We start from the raw sequence: 16,309 nt of genomic DNA on the forward strand, positions 1-16,309 counted from the left end.
AGAATTATGGCACTAAATGAAGTGCATATTTCAAGTTTAGTGGTACACGTGGCCCCTGAGCACTTAGGCACGATAAAGACGCAGATCGAAGCCATCGAGAACGCGGAAATTTATGGTGATAGCCCAGAAGGCAAAATCGTCGTGGTTCTGGAAACCGAAAACCAAGGTTTCGTTACCGACACCATTGAAACCATCAACAATTTACCGAACGTTCTCAGCACGGTTCTGGTTTATCACCAAATTGAAACCGATCTGGATGACACGGACGAAGACACTGGAACACAACATTCCCAAATCGAGGGTGAAGTATGAAAATGACAAGACGTGCGTTTGTGAAAGCAAACGCAGCTGCATCAGCGGCGGCAGTAGCTGGCATTACACTGCCTGCTTCAGCAGCAAACCTGATCGCAAGCTCAGACCAAACCAAAATCACATGGGACAAGGCTCCTTGTCGTTTCTGTGGTACAGGCTGTTCTGTACTCGTAGGTACTCAGAACGGTAAAGTCGTTGCAACACAAGGTGACCCTGAAGCACCGGTAAACAAAGGCTTGAACTGTATCAAAGGTTACTTCCTATCGAAGATCATGTACGGTCAGGACCGTCTGACTCAGCCACTTTTACGTATGAAAGATGGCAAATACGACAAAGAAGGTGACTTCACGCCTGTGTCTTGGGATGTGGCATTCGACACCATGGCTGAGAAGTGGAAAGCTTCTCTGGCGAAGAAAGGCCCAACAAGCATCGGTATGTTTGGTTCTGGCCAGTGGACGGTAATGGAAGGTTACGCGGCGGCGAAAATGATGAAAGCGGGTTTCCGCTCGAACAACATCGACCCGAACGCTCGTCACTGTATGGCATCTGCGGTAGTTGGTTTTATGCGTACCTTTGGTATCGATGAACCAATGGGTTGTTACGATGACTTCGAACACGCAGATTCTTTCGTGCTTTGGGGTTCAAACATGGCAGAAATGCACCCTGTTCTTTGGACTCGTATCACTGACCGCCGACTAAGCCACCCGCATGTTAAAGTAAACGTACTTTCTACTTACTACCACCGTTCTTTTGAACTGGCAGACAGCGGTTACATTTTCAAGCCTCAATCTGATTTGGCGATCGCAAACTTCATCGCAAACTACATCATCCAAAACGATGCCGTAAATTGGGATTTCGTTAATAAACACACCAACTTCAAACAAGCGACTACCGATATCGGTTACGGCTTGCGTGACGATGATCCGCTGCAGAAACAAGCGAAAAACCCGAACTCGGGCAATATGACCTCCATTTCGTTTGAAGAGTACAAAAAATCGGTTGCACCATACACGGTTGAAAAAGCATCAGAGATGTCTGGCGTTGCGCAAGACAAACTGATTGAACTTGCAAAACAGTATGCGGATCCGAACACCAAAGTGATGTCACTTTGGACAATGGGTATGAACCAACATACTCGTGGCGTGTGGATGAACAGCCTTGTTTACAACATCCACCTACTAACCGGAAAAATCGCAACTCCGGGTAACAGCCCATTCTCGTTGACTGGCCAGCCATCTGCTTGTGGTACAGCTCGTGAAGTAGGTACATTTGCACACCGTCTGCCTGCAGACATGGTCGTTGCGAACCCGAAACACCGTGCGATTGCTGAGAAAATTTGGAAACTGCCTGAAGGCACCATTCCACCAAAACCAGGTTTCCACGCGGTTCTTCAAGACCGCATGCTGCACGACGGTGTACTGAACTGTTACTGGGTTCAGTGTAACAACAATATGCAAGCTGGCCCGAACATCAATGGTGAACGTCTACCAGGTTACCGTAACCCTGAAAACTTCATCGTCGTGTCTGACCCATACCCAACGGCGACAGCGCAAGCGGCTGACCTAATCCTTCCTACAGCAATGTGGATCGAAAAAGAAGGCGCTTACGGTAACGCAGAGCGTCGTACTCAAGCTTGGTATCAACAAGTCGGTACAGTCGGTGAAGCGAAATCTGACTTGTGGCAAGTGATGGAGTTCTCTAAACGCTTCAAGATGGAAGAGGTGTGGCCAGAAGAGCTTCTAGCGAAAGCGCCTCAGTACCGTGGTAAAACCATGTACGACATGCTGTTCGCTAACGGGCAAGTGGATAAGTTCCCACTGTCGGAAGCTCGCCAGCTTAACGATGATTCACACCACTTTGGCTTCTACGTACAGAAAGGTCTGTTCGAAGAATACGCTGAGTTTGGCCGCGGCCATGGTCACGACCTAGCACCATACGATGTTTACCACACTGTTCGCGGTTTACGTTGGCCAGTGGTTGACGGCAAAGAAACACTTTGGCGTTACAAAGAAGGCTCGGATCCCTATGCGAAGAAAGGCTCTGGCTGGGACTTCTACGGCAAACCTGATGGCAAAGCACTGATCATCTCAGCCCCTTACGAGGCGCCACCTGAGTCTCCAGATGCTGAATACGACATGTGGCTATGTACTGGCCGTGTTCTTGAACACTGGCACACCGGCACCATGACTCGTCGTGTTCCAGAGCTTTACAAAGCGGTTCCAGATGCAGTGTGTTACATCCACCCAGAAGATGCGAAAGCACGTGGTCTGCGCCGTGGTGACGAGGTTCTTATTTCGAACAAACGTGGTGAAGTACGTGTTCGTGTCGAAACTCGTGGCCGTAACCGTCCACCTCAAGGCTTGGTATTCGTACCATTCTTTGATGCACGAATTCTGATTAACAAGTTGATCCTTGATGCGACTGACCCGCTGTCTAAACAGACAGACTTCAAGAAGTGTCCAGTTAAGATCACTAAAGTTGCTTAACAGACCGAAATGCACAGGCTGCTCTTAGACATTAAGGGCAGCTTGAAAAGAATTAAGCCATCAGGCGGAGATTACATGATGAAAAAACTATTAATGGCACTGTTATCTGTAAGTGCACTTTCATTGGGGACATTGGTAGCAGGTGTTGCACAAGCTGAGCTGGATAACCCAGGCGGCATCGGTGGTTTAGAATCACTACGTGGTGCAACCAACCTTGAAGACACACGTCCTGCAGATGATTTTAAGAAGTTCCCTCGTGAACAAACGCTAGACAGTGATTACATCTATCAGCCACCATTGATTCCACACAACATTCGTGGCTACGAAGTAACACTCAATGCTAACAAATGTTTGGCGTGTCATAGCTGGAAAAACGCTAAAGAAATGGGCGCAACCAAAATCAGTGTGACTCACTTTGTAAACCGTGAAGACGCTGTATTGGCTGACGTATCACCTCGTCGTTACTTCTGTTTGCAGTGCCACGTTCCTCAAGCGAATGCTAAACCGCTTGTAGAGAACGATTTCGAGCGCGTTGACTCACTGCGCAAGTAATAGCCAACAACAGAATCAAAGAGGCTATCTATGAAATTACTTAAAGCGTTTTGGAAGCGACTAAGCACTCCTAGTAAAGCAGCAGCGGGTATTTTGCTGTTCATGGGATTTGCTGGTGGTCTTCTATTCTGGGGCGCATTCAACACGGGTATGGAGGCGACTAACTCAGAAGAGTTCTGTTCTGGTTGTCACGCTCCAATTGTTGCGGAAATCCAGGAAACGATTCACTACTCTAACCGTTCTGGTGTTCGTGCGATTTGTTCCGACTGTCACGTACCTCATGAATGGACAGATAAGATTGTCCGTAAAGTGCAAGCATCAAAAGAGTTGTTTGCCCACTTCATCGGTACTATCGATACACCTGAGAAATTCCAAGAGCGTCGTGCTCACCTTGCTGAACGTGAATGGGCTCGCTTGAAAAAGAATGACTCATTGGAATGTCGTAACTGTCACGAGTTTGAATACATGGACTTTTCTGAACAAGGTGCGCGCAGTGCAAAACAGCACTCGACGGCACTGGCTTCTGGCGAAAAAACCTGTGTAGACTGCCACAAAGGTATCGCTCACAAACTGCCTGACATGCACGGCGTTGAAGGCTGGCAATAAGGAGAACAAGCATGAGTACACTGGAATCGGTTATTTGGCATGTTCTTGGTTATAGCGCTATGCCTGTCATTATTCTAACTGGGTTTGCTGGCGTTGCCGCCGTCTCACTCTGGTTACTGTCTTTGGGTAAAGACAAAGACATCTAAGAATTCGTCAACTCTTTTGCCTATTTTGTTGATGACAAAACCCCAGATGGTTTCCCATCTGGGGTTTTCTTTTTAGCATCTGAGACCATTTGCTATTCGGTGTTTTCGCTCTCTCTATCAGCCTTTATCACTGCCTCTATTCGAGTTCAATTGCATAAACTTGTTTCGTTGCTTCTCCTTGACTGTTTTCTCCTCCCAACAAGAGAAGAGTATTCTCCATCATCACTGAGCAACCATAAGCCAGCCCCTGAGGCAGCAGACCAACACATGACCACCCTTCCCCATCAAAACACCAAATATCTCGACTGTAGTGTTTGATGAGCCCTTTATGGCTATACCACTGCCCTTTCTTATAGTTTTCTTGGCTACCGACAAAATAGGCACCGCCTGCCACGAGAAGTTGGCACTGATTTGTCCCAGCAAAAGCCCCCGCCAGACCTTCGTGCAATGCCTGTTTATCAATGATCGAAGGGAAACGGTTACATTCCACTTCACCATTGGTGCAAAAGCGATACTGCTTAGTTGTTACGCTGCGAAGACCCGGTTTTATCTCACCTTCAATCAACAAATAATTGTCTTGATAATGAAGAATAGACGCACCACAGTTAGCAGAATATGGATTGATGCTCAGCTCTCGCCATTGATGTGTCTGACAATCAAAACCAATAATGCTCTGATTCCAGCCATACGCGTGGACTGGCTGAGACATAAAAGCCTCAAGCAAACTACGATGAGCGTCGCTACCGGGCGCGACATCACTCAGTTCTGCCACAAAAGAATCGAACGTCTCTTTGTTATAGCCGCCCCAAAACGCCAGTTGGCCTTGTTGCCACTCGCAACCACTGGCACCAAGAAGTCCAACAGGAGGAGGGGTTTGTATTGCTTGCCAACACCATAATTCAGCATTGAAGAAATACCCATCCATCAGTACTTGTGTAGTTACAGTAGCCTCTGGTTGGCCTGCCCCCGAGAAAACGTAAAGACCATCAGCAACGGCAATGCAGACCGCATCGTTTCGCCGGCAACCGGGAAATTCAGGGGCGAGTTGCCACCCCCGCTCTCGCTTTGAATCTTCTAAGTAGAACAACTGCTGACCAGCACTGCCTAAGCCAATAAAAATACGATCGCCGACTCTTGCCGCAATGCCATTCTTGATGCCAATGGGTAAAGCGGGAAATGTTTCACGAATATTGAGCATAACCCTTCCTGCTAATCGACGATGTCTATTTGGTTATTGTTGAGGCCAACAAGGTACACTTTAGTGCTCGCAGTGCGATCGGCCCGTTCTCCACCCACCATCAATACACCGCCTTTAACACTGAATGATGCGCCATAAGCCAATCCTTCAGGCAGTTGACCCACTTGTTGCCAAACGCCTTTTTGCTTGGCGTATATTTCGCTGTTGTAAGCTTTACTCAAACCGTTGTGCGCGAACATCTGGCCCGATTCAAACTGTGCTTTCGCGCCATGAAAATTTGCACCACCCGCGACGAGAAGGGTGTTACTCACCACTCCAGAATATGCTCCTGCAATTCCTTCTTGTTGCGCTTGTCCCTTGGCCGCTGGCAGAGCATAGGTACTTTGCCATGGCTGCAATTCACCGTAAGTAAAGGTTTTTACTTCCGCGGTTCTCAAACCTGGTTTGATTTCGCCAGAAATGAGCGTGATACTCGGGCCGTCAATGACTGTTGCACTGCCACAATTAGGAAGATAGGGAGAGCGAGTCACAACGTCCCATTTATCGTTAGTAGGATTAAAACTCAGAACATCGCGATTCCATTGATACGCTAACGGCTCCATCCCCATGTAATCATCGACAATTTTCTGCCATTGTTCAGGCTGAGCTTTCTTATCCGTTCGAGTAATGTCAGCAAGGTACTTATCAAACAACGGTTTACTGTAACCACCGAAAAACAGCACCTGTTTACCATCAGGCGAATAAGAAGACGCACCAAGTAGCCCAACAGGTGTTTGAGTTTTCACTTGATGCCAGCGGTTCGTCTGGGTATCAAAGCGATAAACCGTATCAAAAATAATGGGGGAACTTGCGTCATCAGACGCTTTGCCCGAACCACCAAAAACAAAAATGTTTTCACCAACCACAGTTGCAGTCGCGCCGCTGCGTTCCGGACCAATAAACTCAGCAAGCAATGTCCAACCGTTTTGCGGCGCTTGGGTGTCCAATACATAAAAGGATTTTTCTGCCGAACCTAAACCAACATAAACCTTGCTGCCTATTTGGGCGCTAACCCCATTTTTTACCCCTATGGGCAGATCTGGCCAGTGATTGTTCGCTAACGCCATATGAGAGACTAAAGAGGAAGAAGCCAGCAGCGGTAACAGTAAATACTTTGTTTTCATCATTGTTTTTATTCCCTTATTGATGTGAATCCAATCTTGATTGATTAAGATTTATCCTAATTATCTATTAATGAAAAAATATTTCTTTGATCAGACTTGCAATAAAAATATTTTTTATTAATTAGATTAGGAAAAGATTCAAAAAAGGCTTACTCATAAGTAAGCCTTTGATAAGGAAATAAAGTTTATTAATTTGCCATTAAAGGAATGACTACTTCTGCTGTTTCTTGCACCGAGTCTTTGTATTCCGGGTAGCTCTCTAATAAAGAGTTGACCAACACGTCCACTAAGAGAAGAGCGCCGACTTTCGAGGCAAAAGCACCACCTGTTAGTGGCCCTTCTGGTCTTGCAGCCACCAGCATTTCAGTTGAGAGAGAAGAGAGCGGGCTGTGATTGATGTTTGTCAGAGAAACGACGGGAATATCACGCTTATACGCAAGCCCAGCGGCATGAATGACTTCTTTCGTCGAACCTGAACTGGAAACAGCAAACCACAGATCACCTTGACTTGAGCGGCTTGCACTCATTGCGGCTAAATGGGTATCTTCAAACATGATCGCTTTCTTACCGATGCGTATAAGGCGATAGGCGAGGTAACGCCCAACAATGCTCGACGCTCCAACACCAATGCACCCAATAAACTCGGCTTGATGAACCCGTTCAACAATGCGGGCCAATGATTTACGATCGATAAGTTTTGCGGTGTCTTGCAGGCTGTCCACCGCGCTTTGCGCAGACACATCGCAAATGTCACCTTCGATATGATTTTGCTGACGACTTTCGGTTTGGCTCAAATCAACGGCAAGCGCCATACGAAAATCGGAATAGCCCTTATAGCCCATGTCGCGACATAAGCGTACGACTGTCGCTTCACTGGTTTGTGTGTTGCGAGCAAGATCCGTGATGGTTTGAAACTGCACATCATGCGCATTTTCCAAAATGTAGTCCGCCACAACACGCAGTTTCTTACTAAATGGTTCCATGTTGGAACGAAGTCGGACTAATAAATTTTTCGGCGAACCCACATAAGCCCCTTTGTATTCGCAAATTTCTGCTTAAAAGTATCAAAAGCCACTGGTTTTTAATACCTTAATCATAAAAAAGAGGTGCGAGGCACCTCTTTTTATGAAAACTACAGATTAAGAAAATCCGCATCGCGCATTTTCGCCACGACATCGGCTTTTTGTTGCGCAGTGAGCGCTCGAATTGGCAAACGCGGATCACCAGCATCAATGCCGTGTAATTGCATCGCGGCTTTCCCTGCCGCAACACCACCGTATTCAACCAAGACACGGATCAATGCGATCACTTTATCCATCAACGCCTGAACTTCACTATGTTTCCCTTGGTTGAACGCCTCAATGATCTTCAGATACAGTGGTGCGGCGTAATTATAAGTGCTGCCAACCGCCCCAATAGCCCCTACGGCAAGCCCTGCTGGCAAAAATTCATCAACGCCGAATGGAATATCAAACTTGCCATTGGCTACTCTCAGCGCGCGTTGGTACTCATAAAGATCCACGTTATTAAACTTGGCGCCAGATAAGTTCGGAATGCGCTGCTCTCCTTGGATGAGGAACTGTTCCAGATCGAGATTCACGCCAGACATTCCTGAGTGGTAGTAATAGAAGCCTTTTGACGGTGCCGCTTCCGCAATCTGCGCGCAGTAATTGACAAGATCAGCCACGCTGCTCGGTTTGAAAAAGCAAGGCCCGATCGCGGAAGTGGCAAGAATATCCAGTGTTTCAGCATGTCGCGTAAGCTCAAGGGTATCAACGATGCTCAGAGCCCCCGTATGAAGAATAATGTCTAACTTACCATCTGCGGCTTTCACCCAACGCTCGGCAATCGCTTTTCGCTCTTCAACTGAACAATGTATGCCTTCTCCGGTGGTGCCACATACGTAAGCCCCAGTAACACCTTGTTCAATGAGTAATGCAGCAATTTGATCGATCACCGCATAGTTCACCTGATTATTGCTATCAAACGGTGTATGGGGAGCGGCGATAAGCCCTTTTAATTTGTTCATCATCTTTGTCCTAAAAAATAACCACTATTTTTGTTCGTTATTGTCCGTAACCCAAAAGCAGCTCAGGCAATAGCAAGGTGATTTGAGGGAATACCGCCACCAACGCCAGCACAATAAACAATGGCACTAGAAGAGGAAGTACGCCTCGAGTTAAGGTATGAAATGGAATGTCTCCGACACGTGATACCACATATAAAGCCATGCCCATTGGTGGCGTGAGAATGCCGATCATCAAGTTCAAAATAGCCATAACACCAAAGTGCACAGGGTCAATCCCGACCGCCGATGCCACTGGGACTAAAAATGGAACCAGCAATAGCAATAGCGCGAGTGATTCAATGAAGGTTCCCAAAAACAGCAAGAGCAAGTTGATGAGTAGCAGTAGTACCAATGGGTTTTCACTGATCGACAAGAAATAATCCGCAAGCATCTGTGGTAATTGCTCACGCGCCACGATCCAGCCAAACACCGTTACCCCCATCACCATCAAGGCAACAACGGCGGTGGTATTCACCGTTTCGCGAAGAATTTCCACAAACCCCGTCAAGGTCAGCTGTTTGTACACCACGGTACCAAGGAACAAAGCGTAAAGAGAGGAAACCACTGCTGCTTCCGTCGGGGTGAACTTACCCGAAAAGATCCCGCCAATGATGATGACCGGAGTCATTAGAGAAAGAAATGCCTCTTTGAACGATGTGAACTGCTCTTTTCTCGACGCTTTTGGCAAGGTCATGTAGCCACGTTTCTTACAGATGAAATAGCTCATCACCATCAAAGCCACGCAGCACAAAATGCCTGGTATGGCACCGGCTAAAAACAGCGCACCAATCGATGTGTTGGACACCACACCATAAATCACCAATGGCACAGAAGGCGGAACAAGCGGACCAATGATGCACGAGGCCGCCGTGAGACCACCGGCAAAATCATCATCGTATTTCGCGTCACGCATCGATTTGATTTCAAGCTGCCCCAAGCCTCCGGCATCGGCAAGCGCAGAGCCAGACATACCAGAAAAGAGTAAACTCGCCATGATGTTTACATGCCCTAGACTGCCCGTGATATGGCCAACCATGGATTTGGCAAAGTTAAAAATTCGCTCAGTAATACCGGCACTGTTCATCAAATGGCCCGTTAGGACGAAGAATGGTACGGCCAATAACGTAAAATTATCGATGCCGCCCAGCATCTGCTGCGCTGCGAAGTTAATACCAGTGCTGTTGGTAACAATAAGAAAAACCAACGCCACAAAAATCAGAGAAAAGCCAACTGGCATGCCAGCAAAAAGCAAGCCTAGCCAACCAAAAATTGAACCAGCCATAACCACTCCTTACCTTTGCTCTGCATGATTCGACGCGGCAACGACACCGCACTGCTGACGAAATTCCGTCACAATACCGACCATTTTTTGCAATTGACGAATCACCATGAAAAGCCCGCCAAGAGGTAAGCTGTAGTTCATCCATTTGCTGGACACACCTAAGGTAATCAATTCAAAAAAGGCGGTTCTTTCCACGTGTTGAAAGCCCAAATAAATGATGGCGAATATCGAAACCAATACCGCAGCTTCCAAGGACAACACCAACAAAAGGCGTATTTTTTCTGGCAACTTATCTGAGAAAAACGTGATATTGACGTGAGTTCCACGTTTGATAGCGATGGCACAGCCAATGAGCGACATATACATAAACAGCACTCGCGCTAACTCTTCACTCCATAGTGAAGGATCGTTAAGTAACCAGCGCGTCGCAATTTGCCATGTCAGCACAACAAGAAGAGCGGCCATAAGTGGCACTGTGATGATCTCTTCTAAATTATCGAAGATCTTGCGTAACATCTTGGGCTCCAAGGCTGGCCGTAGCCAGCCTGTTTAAACATCAAAGATTCAACCAGCGGTGACTACATTGCCGCCAACTTAGACACGATCGGCTGACCAATTTTCTTTTCAAACTCTGAGTAAAGCGGCTGCATGGCGTCACGGAACGGGGCAAGTTCTGGGTAGGTGACATTCACACCCTGCGCCTCAAAGAAAGAGATCAGCTCCGCTTCTTGCTTTTTCACCGATGCGGTATGCGCTTCCCCTGTTTGTTTCACCGCGTTAGCGACAATTTCACGTTCCTGCTCAGAGAGCTTTTGCCACGTGCTTTCTGAAATCAGCACCATCTGGTCGTTCACGATGTGATTGGTGATCGCCAAGTTGCTTTGCACCTCGTAGAACTTCATTGTCTTAATGGTTGGCAATGGATTCTCTTGCCCGTCAACTGCATTGGTTTGTAGCGCGAGGTAAACTTCAGAAAATGCCATCGGTGTTGGTGATGCCCCAGACAACTTGGCGTAATTCAGATTTGGTTTCGCATTCGGCACGCGCAATTTCAGACCTTTAAAATCTGAAATTGACTTCAATGGACGGTTAGAGGTGGTTTCGCGTGTTCCGTTGTACCAAGTATCTAGCGCACGCCAATTAAACTTGGTTAGCATTTCCTGACGAATACCTTGGCCAAACTCGGAATCAAACATGCGGCGTAAATGGTCATAATCACGAGCAACGTAAGGTAAGGTCACCGCTTCTGCTCTTGGGATCCAAAGTCCCATACGGCCAAATTCTGCGTATGTGATGTCTAAGTCACCCATAGAGAGCTGCTGTAACATGGCTCGGTCGTCGCCCAGTTGTGCACTTGGATATAACGCTAGCTTCAACTCACCCTTACTCATCTCTTCAACTGTGTCGGCAAGCAGCTTGGCAGAGGTGTATTCTACTGAGCCAACCGACGCTTGCATTCCCATTTTCAACGTCGTTGCAGCATTCGCAGAAAGGCTCAATCCCACAGTCAGCATAGCGAGTGTAATTCGGTTCATGGTTTTCATCGCGTGTTCCTTTTCCCTTTGTTTCACCATTAAAAAATATTTTTATTTTGTTTGAAAAAAATCTTCGTTATGGATTATTATGGCGATGAAGATTATTTTCAAACCAACTTGTTGCAAAATGTGATCGCGAACAGAAATTCGTCAAAACTATCAATTAGCACGGGGACTAACGCTATTTGAAAGGGTGCACAAAACGCGATTTTCCATAGCGCAATACGATACTAAGAGGCCCATCGTGAGAGATAAGCAGTTAAATATTAATAAGTTAAGAACTATGCTTTCCGGCCAGACTGTTGTTTCAATTCAGCCTGTTGTCGGTAGCCCTCTTGATAAAACCGAGTTCATCGTTGCTATGGCAGTTGCTGCAGAACAAGCCGGAGCTAAGGCACTGCGTATTGAAGGCGTTGAAAACGTACGCCATGTTTCTCAAGCGACCAATGTACCAATAATTGGAATTGTGAAACGTGATTTACAGGACAGTCCTGTGCGCATCACACCTTTCGTCTGTGACGTGGATGCTCTAGCGACTGCTGGCGCAACCATCATCGCCTTTGATGCGACCGATCGTCAGCGACCAGAGAGCCGAGAAACGATAGCCAACGCAATCAAAAACAGTGGTTGTTTCGCGATGGCAGATTGCTCTTGCTTCGCGGATGGGCAATGGGCGGCGCAAATAGGAGTCGATATTATTGGCTCAACCTTGTCTGGCTACGTGGGCGAAATTGAGCCAACTGAACCCGATTTGGAACTGGTGAAACAGTTTTCTTCGGCGGGATTTTTTACCATGGCGGAAGGTCGCTACAACACGCCTCAACTCGCCGCAAAAGCGATTGAAAATGGCGCTGTCGCGGTGACGGTGGGCTCGGCCATCACACGCATGGAAGTGGTTACTCACTGGTTTAATTCTGCAACACAAGCGGTAAGACAGAATAATGAAAGTATTAGCTATTGATATTGGCGGTACAAAAATCGCCTTAGGCAACGTGGTCGATGGGCATTTGCAGCATCGCAAACAGTTTCCGACCCCTGTTGTCAACGATGCAACAACCTTAGCGAAAGAGATTCTTGCCCACGGCCAAGCATGGCTAAGCGATGTTGATGCCATCGGTATTTCGACTACCGGGCTTGTCAACGAACAAGGGATAAGTGCCATTAATCCCGGCACATTGAGCTTCCCTACGCCTTTTCCTCTGCATAGCGAACTACACAGATTAAGTGGCAAGCCAGTTAAAATGCTCAATGATGCTCAAGCGGCTGCCTGGTATGAGTTTTTGCAACTTTCACCTGAACTGGATGTTCGCAATATGGCCTATATTACTGTCTCGACAGGTGTGGGAGGCGGTTTGGTGATTAACCAACAACTGCATAAGGGTAAGTCAAATTTTGCTGGACATATTGGCCATACGGTGCTTGATCCAAATGGCCCACTGTGTGGCTGCCAACAGCTAGGTTGTGTTGAGGCCATCGCCTCCGGAAATGCAATTAACACCGGCGCTCAAGCCCTTTTTGGCCAAGCGATTTCTAATATCGAACTGTTTCAGCTTGCTCAGCACAATGAACAAGCCTCCGCACTCATTCAACAAAGCGCCGAAGCCATCGCCCAGCTCTGCCTAAATTTAAAAGCCACGCTGGATCTCGATTTGGTGGTCATCGGCGGCGGTGTGGGCCTTGCTCACGGCTACCTCGCTCGTGTACAAGCGTTTATCGACAAACAACCTCTCGTGTTTCAGGTTAAGGTGAGAGCGGCAGTTGGCGATTACGACGCATGCTTACTTGGCGCTGCCTTTCAATTTGAGGAGAGTAATCTTTCATGACCATACATGCTATTGCAGCCAAACGAATATTTGATGGCGTCCGTTTTCATCACAACGCCGCTCTGGTTTGGCAGGGACAACATATTATGGGTTTGGTGCCTCGCCATCAATTGAGCCTAGACGTCATCACTTACGATTACCCTGATGCCACTCTCACACCAGGTTTTATTGATCTTCAAGTCAACGGCGGTGGCGGCGTGATGTTTAATACCCAAACGGACATCGTTGCCATGGAACAAATTTGTCATGGTCACCGAAAGCATGGCACTGCACATTTACTGCCGACGTTAATCAGCGACACCCCCGCACAACTCAAACGTGCACTAAAAGCGGCGGAGGCGGCGCTCAACGACAAGATACCAGGCGTGCTTGGCGTTCATCTTGAGGGGCCATGGCTAAACTCCGAGAAAAAAGGGGCTCACAATAACGAGCTCTTTTACGCCCCCACAATTGCTGAGCTTGAAACCTTTCCTTGGCCAGAGAAAGCAAAAGTGCTCATCACATTAGCACCAGAACAAATTGAAGCGGAGGTCCTTCAGTGGCTCCATCAACAAGATATTGCTCTCTTCTGTGGCCATAGTAACGCCCGCCATGAGCAATTAACCTCAAAACTGCGGTACCTTCACGGCTTTACTCACCTTTACAACGCGATGTCCCCTTTTGAAGGTCGTGAACCGGGTGTCGTTGGTACGGCACTCATGGCCGATAATCAATGGTGCTCTATTATTGCCGATGGCATACATGTTCATCCACAGAGTGTGTTGCTTGCTCAACGCATTAAACCGCATGGAAAATTGCTGCTTGTTACCGATGCCATGGCGACCGTGGGCAGTGAGAAGAACTCCTTCGAACTGAATGGTGAAACCATTCAAGTGCTAGATAATGCACTCGTCAACGGCAATGGTAATTTGGCTGGTGCTCACATCGGCATGGATCAGTCGGTCATCAATCTGATTGAGTGGGGTGTCGCTGAGGAAGAGGCACTGCGCATGGCATCCACCTACCCAGCAGAGGCCATCGGCTTAACCGACTTGGGGTATCTTCGTCCAGATTACCGTGCCAGTGTCACGATTTTACGTGATGATTACAGCACGCAAGCTGTATTGGTTGATGGAACGCTCTTTGAGCAATAGCTGCTATTCACTAAATGAACCAATACCGTTGCCGCTGAGGAAAACCGCAGAGACATCGGTATTGAGCATTTGACCGCAAGCAGAACGGAACTGGTGTCCCCCAATCATCACTTGGTGCAACCTATCGATGCATTAGTGTTTGTCACCAATCCACAGTTTGTAGAAATCGCTGTAGCCTGTTTTACGCACTTGAATACCTTGGACTTGCTGGGCTTTGGTGATTTCTTCTCGCCCGACAAACAAAGGCAAACAACGGTGATTTTGGTACAACGCTCGCTCAATAGTTTGTAGTAAAGGCAAAGGTTCAGATTGTTCCACGGCCAACGCAATCTCTGCTTTGTGCGATTGCCACTGTTCTTGATTGAGTGCAAAGCGAAGGCCCGATGCGATAAGCAACCATTCGTACAACCCGTATTCAAGAGGCGCTTCAATCACCTCCTCAATAAACAATACGTCAGCGATGTCGCGTACGCTTTCGGGTCTACTGATTTCTGTTAGCTCAACGACGTCTAATTCCAATCCGGTTGAGCGAATCATCTCATGCAGCCACGCAGCAATATCGGCGAGATATGGGATGGTCCATTTGGGCTCAGCCAGTACTAATTTGCCAGACAAAGAGGGAGGCGCGATAAACTCCTCCTTTTGTAACCGTGATTGATGAGCAGACAGCTGAAAATCGATACCATCAACCGCGTTTTGCCGATCAAAATGCACTTTGGCCCGCTCAAGAAAATGGTACAACTGTTGCCATGTGTCTGATGAGATGCCACTTTGCTGACGACGATGGTAGGTTAAGTAAGAGAAAGCGCTAATTTGAGTGACCTCTTTATCACCTTCTTCGTTATTGAAACTCATCGCGTTGAACAAAGACTCTTGAGCGTGGGACAGCGTTATTTTGTGCAATAGCGCTTTTTCTGCAAAATATTCGTTATGGCGCATCAAAATGAGTCGGTCGCGATTCCAACGCTCGATACGAAACGGTCCGGTACCAACAAAATAGCAATGGCTCTGATCGCACTTAACAGAGTCAGGACAGACAATGGCAGAATGAGGCATCGCAAGAAGATACGGGAAAAGTTGATTCGCATGCCTTAGTGAAATTTCAATTTGTGTCGTACTCTTCACCAAGACCTGTTCCATCTCTTCATAAAGATGCAAAACCGGGCCTTGTGAATGACTTAGTCGCTCTAGGCTCCACGCGACGTGTTGCGCAGAAAGTAATTTTCCATCATGACGCACAATATCGGGCCTTAACCATATGTGCAGTTTTCTTCCTTCAATGTGCCAAGCGTGCGCAAGTGAAGGTTTCAGTTCTCCGTACTCATCTTGTTTAAACAAGGTATCGTATACGCTTTTGATCACCTGTAGCTCTGCCAAACGCATGGTGCAGAGTGGATCTAGCGTATCAACCCAAGGATATTGGGTTACCAATAATTGATTATTCTCTTCATTCGTTTGATTTTGTCTTTCTGTCGCTTGTGTCAGAGCGCGAATCGTGGCTTGACCATAGACCTCAAGCAAACGGGTGATGAGTGCAAATCGACCATGCTTTAACTCTTCTGCTATGACATCACACAATGCCTCATCAAATGAAGAAACCACTTTTAGTTGGCTTGTGCGACTACGGCCGACTGAAGGCTGCCACTCAATCCATCCCGATTCAGAAAGGTTCTTCATCACAATGGAGGTGTTTCTTCTTGAAGTCGACAGTGTTTTTTCCAAGTCGTCGATATTGACAGAGTGGCAGGTGTACAACTCATATCGCGACAGCAGCTGATGAAATCGTCTTAAATTTATTTCGCTCACAATAGCTTTTTATGTTTTGCCAATGGATGAAAGATGACCATAAAGCCAGTCAGTGTCTGCTCCCACTTTATGCAGACTCATCAAAACATTGGGTAATTTATAGTTATTAAAATAGCACAGAGACTCTAACTAGATGGAGCCTCTGTGAAAGTGGGTACGGTAGATAATAGCTGTCCCCTACAGTAAGAACATTGATCGA

General features: G+C 47.2%; 16 protein-coding genes. 8 read left to right on the forward strand and 8 right to left on the reverse strand.

Annotated elements, in window-relative coordinates; translation table 11 throughout:
• Nucleotides 1-6 precede the first annotated feature (6 nt).
• The 5 genes from PQQ36_RS03500 to PQQ36_RS03520 all read left to right on the forward strand — a co-directional run bounded on the left by PQQ36_RS03500 (nt 7) and on the right by PQQ36_RS03520 (nt 4,102).
• Nucleotides 7-312 (forward strand): chaperone NapD, encoded by a 306-nt coding sequence (locus PQQ36_RS03500; RefSeq protein WP_011152448.1) that lies wholly within the window; start codon nt 7-9, stop codon nt 310-312.
• A complete protein-coding gene (gene napA / locus PQQ36_RS03505; RefSeq protein WP_011152449.1) occupies nt 309-2,798 on the forward strand; it encodes a periplasmic nitrate reductase subunit alpha in 2,490 nt (829 codons plus the stop codon). The genes PQQ36_RS03500 and napA overlap by 4 nt, the downstream gene beginning before the upstream one ends.
• Nucleotides 2,799-2,876: 78 nt before the next feature.
• A complete protein-coding gene (locus PQQ36_RS03510; RefSeq protein WP_039467535.1) occupies nt 2,877-3,350 on the forward strand; it encodes a nitrate reductase cytochrome c-type subunit in 474 nt (157 codons plus the stop codon).
• A gap of 30 nt (nt 3,351-3,380) precedes the next feature.
• Nucleotides 3,381-3,956, forward strand: coding sequence for a cytochrome c3 family protein (locus PQQ36_RS03515; protein WP_011081656.1), 576 nt, complete (start codon nt 3,381-3,383; stop codon nt 3,954-3,956).
• Between the two features lie 11 nt (nt 3,957-3,967).
• Complete coding sequence (locus PQQ36_RS03520; RefSeq protein WP_011152451.1) at nt 3,968-4,102, forward strand: TIGR02808 family protein; 135 nt, start codon at nt 3,968-3,970, stop codon at nt 4,100-4,102.
• Between the two features lie 136 nt (nt 4,103-4,238).
• On the opposite strand, the gene PQQ36_RS03525 is transcribed toward PQQ36_RS03520, so the two are convergent.
• From PQQ36_RS03525 to PQQ36_RS03555, 7 genes are all read right to left on the reverse strand, one after another.
• Complete coding sequence (locus tag PQQ36_RS03525) at nt 4,239-5,300, reverse strand: YjhT family mutarotase (protein ID WP_273660338.1); 1,062 nt, start codon at nt 5,298-5,300, stop codon at nt 4,239-4,241.
• A gap of 11 nt (nt 5,301-5,311) precedes the next feature.
• Complete coding sequence (locus PQQ36_RS03530; protein WP_080932240.1) at nt 5,312-6,466, reverse strand: N-acetylneuraminate epimerase; 1,155 nt, start codon at nt 6,464-6,466, stop codon at nt 5,312-5,314.
• Between the two features lie 185 nt (nt 6,467-6,651).
• Entirely contained in the window at nt 6,652-7,488 is an 837-nt protein-coding gene (locus PQQ36_RS03535; RefSeq protein ID WP_011081658.1) for a MurR/RpiR family transcriptional regulator, read from the reverse strand.
• 107 nt (nt 7,489-7,595) lie between these two features.
• Nucleotides 7,596-8,492 carry an N-acetylneuraminate lyase gene (locus PQQ36_RS03540; RefSeq protein ID WP_026130913.1) on the reverse strand — a complete coding sequence of 299 codons (897 nt, stop codon included), beginning with the start codon at nt 8,490-8,492 and terminating at the stop codon, nt 7,596-7,598.
• A 37-nt stretch (nt 8,493-8,529) separates the two neighbouring features.
• On the reverse strand, nt 8,530-9,813 hold the full coding sequence (gene siaM, locus PQQ36_RS03545; RefSeq protein ID WP_011081660.1) for a sialic acid TRAP transporter large permease SiaM: 1,284 nt from the start codon (nt 9,811-9,813) through the stop codon (nt 8,530-8,532).
• A gap of 9 nt (nt 9,814-9,822) precedes the next feature.
• Nucleotides 9,823-10,329 (reverse strand): TRAP transporter small permease, encoded by a 507-nt coding sequence (locus PQQ36_RS03550; RefSeq protein WP_039560966.1) that lies wholly within the window; start codon nt 10,327-10,329, stop codon nt 9,823-9,825.
• Nucleotides 10,330-10,391: 62 nt separating this feature from the next.
• Entirely contained in the window at nt 10,392-11,357 is a 966-nt protein-coding gene (locus tag PQQ36_RS03555) for a sialic acid TRAP transporter substrate-binding protein SiaP (RefSeq protein WP_072610970.1), read from the reverse strand.
• Nucleotides 11,358-11,592: 235 nt separating this feature from the next.
• On the opposite strand from PQQ36_RS03555, the gene PQQ36_RS03560 reads away from it, so the two are divergent.
• The 3 genes from PQQ36_RS03560 to nagA are packed head-to-tail and all read left to right on the forward strand — an operon-like array spanning nt 11,593 to nt 14,304.
• A complete protein-coding gene (locus PQQ36_RS03560; RefSeq protein ID WP_039537328.1) occupies nt 11,593-12,309 on the forward strand; it encodes an N-acetylmannosamine-6-phosphate 2-epimerase in 717 nt (238 codons plus the stop codon).
• Complete coding sequence (locus PQQ36_RS03565) at nt 12,290-13,171, forward strand: N-acetylmannosamine kinase (RefSeq protein ID WP_111437057.1); 882 nt, start codon at nt 12,290-12,292, stop codon at nt 13,169-13,171. The genes PQQ36_RS03560 and PQQ36_RS03565 overlap by 20 nt, the downstream gene beginning before the upstream one ends.
• A complete protein-coding gene (gene nagA, locus PQQ36_RS03570; protein WP_111437056.1) occupies nt 13,168-14,304 on the forward strand; it encodes an N-acetylglucosamine-6-phosphate deacetylase in 1,137 nt (378 codons plus the stop codon). Before PQQ36_RS03565 ends, nagA begins: the two co-directional genes overlap by 4 nt.
• A gap of 132 nt (nt 14,305-14,436) precedes the next feature.
• Here the strand turns inward: nagA and PQQ36_RS03575 are convergent, their stop codons facing one another.
• Nucleotides 14,437-16,110 (reverse strand): ABC transporter substrate-binding protein, encoded by a 1,674-nt coding sequence (locus PQQ36_RS03575; RefSeq protein ID WP_111437055.1) that lies wholly within the window; start codon nt 16,108-16,110, stop codon nt 14,437-14,439.
• Nucleotides 16,111-16,309 lie beyond the last annotated feature (199 nt).

It is taken from the genome of Vibrio sp. CCUG 15886, assembly GCF_028570825.1.
Classification (GTDB): Bacteria; Pseudomonadota; Gammaproteobacteria; order Enterobacterales; family Vibrionaceae; genus Vibrio; species Vibrio vulnificus_B.